This window comes from Mycobacterium sp., from assembly GCF_050701515.1.
In the GTDB taxonomy this organism is placed as follows: domain Bacteria; phylum Actinomycetota; class Actinomycetes; order Mycobacteriales; family Mycobacteriaceae; genus Mycobacterium.
Genome location: NZ_JBOGDB010000182.1, coordinates 1 through 5,164, shown reverse-complemented (window position 1 = coordinate 5,164; position 5,164 = coordinate 1). Strand labels below are relative to the sequence as shown.

Below are 5,164 nucleotides of genomic sequence, written 5' to 3'. Positions count from 1 at the left end.
CGCCGCCGGATTATGTCCCGCCCCCGCCCGCCTACGAAAATCCGCCCGACTATCAGCAGCCGAGCTACCCGCCACCCGGCTACCCGCCGCCACCGAGCTACCCGCCGCCGGTTGGCGGACAGCCCGGCTATCCGCCGCCATACCCCGACCCATCGAGCTACGACGCGCAGTCCTATCCCCCACCCCCGCCGCCGTACGGCGGCGCGGCGGGCTATCCGCCTCCGTCGTCCTATCCGGGGCCGGAGTATTCCCAGTACGCCGGCGGCTATGGGGGGCAGCCGGAAACCAACCAGCTCGCGATCTGGTCGCTGGTGTCCTCGTTGCTCGGCCTGGTTTGCTGTCCCGGTTCGGTCGTCGGCATCGTGCTCGGGGTGATGGCCCTGAACCAGATCAAGGAGCGGGGTCAGGGTGGCCACGGACTGGCGGTGGCCGGCATCGCGGTCGGCATTGGAGCGCTGCTCCTGAGCATCATGTTGATCCCGTTCGCGTTCAGCACTTGACGTGACAACCCCGCCCGAACGGCCGATCCGCGGCACTGAGTTCCAGCCGCTGGAGAACACGCCGCGACCGCCGGATCCATACGCGCCGGTTGACTACCCCACCGACTATCCCCCGCTGCCGCCACCGGCATACCCGGCGCCCTATCCCGGCTATGCCGCCAACCCGTATGACCCGTACCGCCAGGGCAGGCCGCTGGGCACTAACGGATGGGCGATCGCGGCGTTGGTCACATCATTGGTATCGCTTGTATTTTGTGGACTTACGTCAGTCATTGGGCTCATCCTTGGCTTGATTGCGATGCGTGACACCAAACGCTCCGGCCAGGACGGGTTCGGCATCGCGTTGGCCGGGACCATCATCGGCGCTATCCCAATTTTGCTCTGGGTACTCTACTGGCTCTTCTTTGTGGTCCTCGTCGCAAGCGGATTCCAGTGGGCGCCATAAGGATTCCAGCTTAGTCCGGCGGGCGGAACGGTTCGGCCGTGCGCTTCATGCCGGCGGCGCGGCCTTTTCCGGCGATCACCAAAGCCATCTTGCGGCTGGCCTCGTCGATCATCTCGTCGCCGAGCATCACCGCGCCGCGAGCCCCGCCTGCGCGTGAGGTGTGCCATTCGTAGGCCTCGAGAATCAGCTCAGCGTGATCGTAGGCCTCTTGGCGCGGGCTGAATATCTCGTTGCCCGAAGCGATCTGGTCCGGGTGCAGCACCCACTTGCCGTCGTAGCCCAGCGCCGCCGACCGTCCGGCCACCCGCCGGAAACCGTCGACGTCGCGCACCTTCAGATACGGTCCGTCGATCGCGGCAATGCCGTGCGTGCGGGCGGCGACGAGAATCGTCATCAACGCGTGGTGGTAGGCGTCGCCGACGTCGTAGCCCTCGGGTTGCTCACCCACCACCAGCGTGCGCATGTTCAGGCTGGCCATCAGGTCGGCGGGGCCCAGCACCAGCGCCTGCAGGCGGGGGCCGGCAGCGATCGCCCCGACATTCGTCAGCCCCTGCGCGTTCTCGATCTGCGCCTCGATACCGATCCGTCCCACCGGCAGCCCATGCGTGGTCTCCAGCTGACTCAGCAGCAGGTCGAGCGCGTGGATGTGCGAAACATCGGTCACCTTCGGCAGCACGATGACGTCGAGTGCGGCACCCGCCGTCGACACCACCTCGATGACGTCGGCATAGGTCCACGGCGTGGTCCAGTCGTTGACCCGAACGCCGCGCAGCTGATCCGACCACCCCGGTTCCGCCAGCGCGACGGCGACCCGGGTGCGGGCCTCGGCCTTGGCGTCCGGTGCGACGGCGTCCTCGAGGTCGAGAAACACCTCGTCAGCGGGCAGTCCCTTGGACTTTTCGATCATCTTTGCGCTGCTGCCCGGAACCGAAAGGCAAGTTCGGCGGGGTCGATACGTGTTTTCCACGTATACACTCCTACCCTTTCACCATGGTGTCGGTGAACAGGGTCTACGCGGCCCGGCTCGCGGGAATGGTGGTTTTGGGCCCCGACGGCGAGTCCATCGGCCGGGTCCGCGACGTGGTGATCAGCATCAGCATCGTCCGCCAGCAGCCCCGGGTACTGGGGCTGGTCGTCGAATTGCTCAGCCGTCGACGAATCTTCGTGCCCATCGGGCGGGTCACCGCGATCGAACCCAGTGCGGTCACCCTAACCACCGCCAATGTGTCGCTGCGGAAGTTCTCGCAGCGTCCCGGCGAAGTTCTGGTGTTGGGCCAGGTGCTCGAAACGCGGGTTCGCGTCGACGACCCGGACCTGCCCGAGCTTGCCGGGATCGACGTCGTCGTGGTTGATCTGGCCATCGAACAGACCCGGACCAGGGACTGGGTGGTCACCCGGGTCGCGGTGCGGCCCCTGGCGCGCCGGCTCGGCCGCCGCAGAAACGTCGATGTCGTCGACTGGCAACACGTGCAGGGCCTGACCCCGTCGGGGCTGGCGATGCCGGGCCAGGGCGTGGCCCAGTTGCTCGAACAATTCGAGGGCCAGCGCCCCATCGAGGTGGCCGAGGCGATCCGTGAGCTGCCGGCCAAGCGCCGCTTCGAGGTGGTCAGCGCGCTCGACGACGAGCGGCTGGCCGACGTGCTGCAGGAGCTGCCGGAAGAGGAGCAGGCCGACGTGCTGCAGCAGCTCGAGACCGAGCGTGCCGCCGACGTACTGGAGGCGATGGACCCCGACGATGCCGCCGACCTGCTGGGCTCGATGACACCGGCCGAAGCCGAGCTGTTTCTGCGCCGGATGGACCCCGAGGATTCCGAGGACGTGCGCCGGCTGCTGAGCCACTCGCCGGACACCGCCGGCGGCCTGATGACCTCCGACCCGGTGGTGATCGCCCCGGACACCACGGTCGCCGAGGCGCTGGCCCGGGTTCGCGATCCCGACCTGACGCCGGCGCTGGCGTCGCTGGTGTTCGTGTCGCGCCCACCGACCGCCACCCCGACCGGGCGCTATCTGGGCTGTGTGCACCTGCAGCGGCTACTCCGTGAGCCGCCCGCCGCACTGGTCAGCGGCATCGTGGACACCGACCTGCCGAGCTTGACCCCGGAGGATTCGCTGGCCGCGGTCACCCGCTACTTCGCTGCCTACAATCTGGTCTGCGGTCCGGTGGTCGACGACGAAAACCACCTTTTGGGCGCGGTGTCCGTCGACGACGTGCTCGACCACCTGCTACCCGACGACTGGCGGGGGCGCGAGGTACCCGAACTGTCTGGCGCCGAAGGGGTGAAATGAGCGACTTGTCGGCGCGGCAGCGGCTGGACACCCCGCGCACGTCGCGCGGCTTCTCGTTCAACCTCGACGTCGATGCCGTTGGGCGATTCAGCGAATCCATCGCCCGGTTCCTGGGCACCGGGCGATACCTGTTGGTGCAGACCGTCCTCGTGATCATTTGGATCGCGCTTAACCTGTTCGCGGTCAAACTGCGTTGGGATCCCTACCCGTTCATCCTGCTCAACCTGGCGTTCTCCACGCAGGCCGCCTATGCGGCGCCATTGATCCTGCTGGCGCAGAACCGTCAGGAGAACCGCGACCGGGTTTCACTGGAAGAAGACCGTCGCCGCGCCGAACAGACCAAGGCCGACACCGAATACCTGGCCCGCGAGCTCGCCGCTCTGCGGTTGGCCGTCGGCGAGGTAGCCACCCGCGATTATCTGCGCCGCGAACTCGAGGAGTTGCGCGACCTGCTCGACGGGCTGCCGCCAGCTGCCGACGGCAGGGATGGCGCGGGCAAGGCCGAATCCACCGAGCGCCGGTCCAAGAAACCGGGATGACCCAGCTCAGGCCATTGGTGTAACGCGTTCTTTGTCGAGTAGGTATGGTGACTTGGTTCACACGCCACCGCAGACCTAGGACGGTTGAGTGCACATAGGGGGAGGAGCCGCCCTCGAGGCAGTGCGGCACCACGCAGTGCGGGTAGTGCGCACGCCCGCATTCGGCATTGCAGCGATCGCTCCCCTGGTCTTTGCCGGCGCCGTCGGCGCGTCGGCGCCACCGCCGTCCGCGCCCGTTCGCGATGCCGCCGTCACGCCGCTGGCGGCGGTCGCCCCCAAACCCGGCGATCGTGCCGGGGCCACGGTGGTTGCGGTCACCAAGGCGCCTTCACCGTTCCACATCGCGTCCGCCAACGTATCCGCCCCGCCGCCCGCCGTCGTGGTGAATTCGCCTGGCACTCTGCGCATTCCGACGATGGCGCTGAACGCCTACCGCAATGCTGAGCGCACGATGGCGTCGGCCTTCCCCGGCTGCGGGGTGAGCTGGAACCTGCTCGCGGGCATCGGACGGATCGAGTCGATGCACGCCAACGGAGGTGCGACCGATGCGCGCGGCACCGCGGTGCGACCGATCTTCGGGCCCGCGCTGGACGGGACGCTGCCGGGCAACGAGATCATCGAACTGAACCGGAGCGCCAACCGGGTCGTCTACGCCCGCGCGCTGGGGCCCATGCAGTTCCTGCCGGGCACCTGGTCGCGGTACGCCTCCGACGGCGACCGTGACGGCAAGGCCGAAGTGCAAAACCTGTTCGACTCGAGCCTGGCCGCCGCGCGCTATCTGTGCAGCGGCGGGCTCAACCTTCGCGACCAGGCACAGGTGATGACCGCGATCCTGCGCTACAACAACTCGGTGGCATACGCCCAGAACGTGCTGGCCTGGGCGGCCGCCTATGCGACCGGCGTGGTGCCGGTCGACCTGCCGCCGATCACCGGGCCGATACCACCGATCGGCGACGTGCACTTGGACGCCTACCAGAGCCTCGGGTACCAGGGCCTCGGGCCGGGCCTGCCGATGAATGCGCTGGGGCTGCCCGCCAACGACCCGCTTGCCGTGGTGCCGCTGGTCGGCATGGGTCGCACCGATGTGGCCAGCCAGATCCCGACCACCGGGCCGACGTTCGGGCCACTGCCGGGGCCGGCGGAAGGGCAGTCGCCGATGTGGATGCAGCCGGCGCCCGGCACCCCGCCCTGGATGCAGCCGCCGCCGCAGCAGAACTGTGCGGTGTTCTGCCTCGGCTCGAATCCGCCCCCACCGGTACAGCCCCAGTTGCCGCCCGAGGCGCTTCCGCCGGGCATCGTCCCACCGCCGGCCGCGCCGGGCATCATCGCGCCGCCGCCGGCGGAACCGCCGCCGGGTGCGCCGGCACCGGCCGCACCGCCGCCACCTCCGGGTC

General features: G+C 68.6%; 6 protein-coding genes. 5 read left to right on the top strand and 1 reads right to left on the bottom strand.

All coding sequences use genetic code 11. From position 1 onward, the window contains the following. Together ACRDU5_RS15170 and ACRDU5_RS15165 are read left to right on the top strand one after the other, a co-directional pair. Positions 1 to 500 (top strand): DUF4190 domain-containing protein (locus ACRDU5_RS15170; RefSeq protein WP_526615427.1); only part of this gene is annotated, 500 nt, incomplete at its 5' end. Between the two features lies 1 nt (position 501). Beyond that, on the top strand, positions 502 to 945 hold the full coding sequence (locus ACRDU5_RS15165) for a DUF4190 domain-containing protein (protein ID WP_526615426.1): 444 nt from the start codon (positions 502 to 504) through the stop codon (positions 943 to 945). Between the two features lie 10 nt (positions 946 to 955). Here ACRDU5_RS15165 and ACRDU5_RS15160 read toward each other — a convergent pair whose 3' ends face one another. Then, positions 956 to 1,912: an HpcH/HpaI aldolase/citrate lyase family protein gene (locus ACRDU5_RS15160; RefSeq protein WP_526615425.1), complete on the bottom strand. Its 957-nt coding sequence runs from the start codon at positions 1,910 to 1,912 to the stop codon at positions 956 to 958. A 23-nt stretch (positions 1,913 to 1,935) separates the two neighbouring features. Between ACRDU5_RS15160 and ACRDU5_RS15155 the strand changes: the two genes are divergently transcribed. The 3 genes from ACRDU5_RS15155 to ACRDU5_RS15145 form a co-directional block, all read left to right on the top strand. Beyond that, positions 1,936 to 3,231, top strand: coding sequence for a magnesium transporter MgtE N-terminal domain-containing protein (locus ACRDU5_RS15155; RefSeq protein ID WP_526615424.1), 1,296 nt, complete (start codon positions 1,936 to 1,938; stop codon positions 3,229 to 3,231). Then, a complete protein-coding gene (locus tag ACRDU5_RS15150; RefSeq protein ID WP_526615423.1) occupies positions 3,228 to 3,770 on the top strand; it encodes a DUF1003 domain-containing protein in 543 nt (180 codons plus the stop codon). The genes ACRDU5_RS15155 and ACRDU5_RS15150 overlap by 4 nt, the downstream gene beginning before the upstream one ends. 88 nt (positions 3,771 to 3,858) lie before the next feature. Continuing rightward, a partial coding sequence (locus ACRDU5_RS15145) for a lytic transglycosylase domain-containing protein (protein WP_526615422.1) occupies positions 3,859 to 5,164 on the top strand: 1,306 nt, incomplete at its 3' end.

What these genes read in the sequence shown, in the direction of transcription:
- ACRDU5_RS15150 (WP_526615423.1), top strand. Translation starts at nt 3,228, where the DNA reads ATGAGCGACTTGTCGGCGCGGCAGCGGCTGGACACCCCGCGCACGTCG.
- ACRDU5_RS15155 (WP_526615424.1), top strand. Translation starts at nt 1,936, where the DNA reads ATGGTGTCGGTGAACAGGGTCTACGCGGCCCGGCTCGCGGGAATGGTG.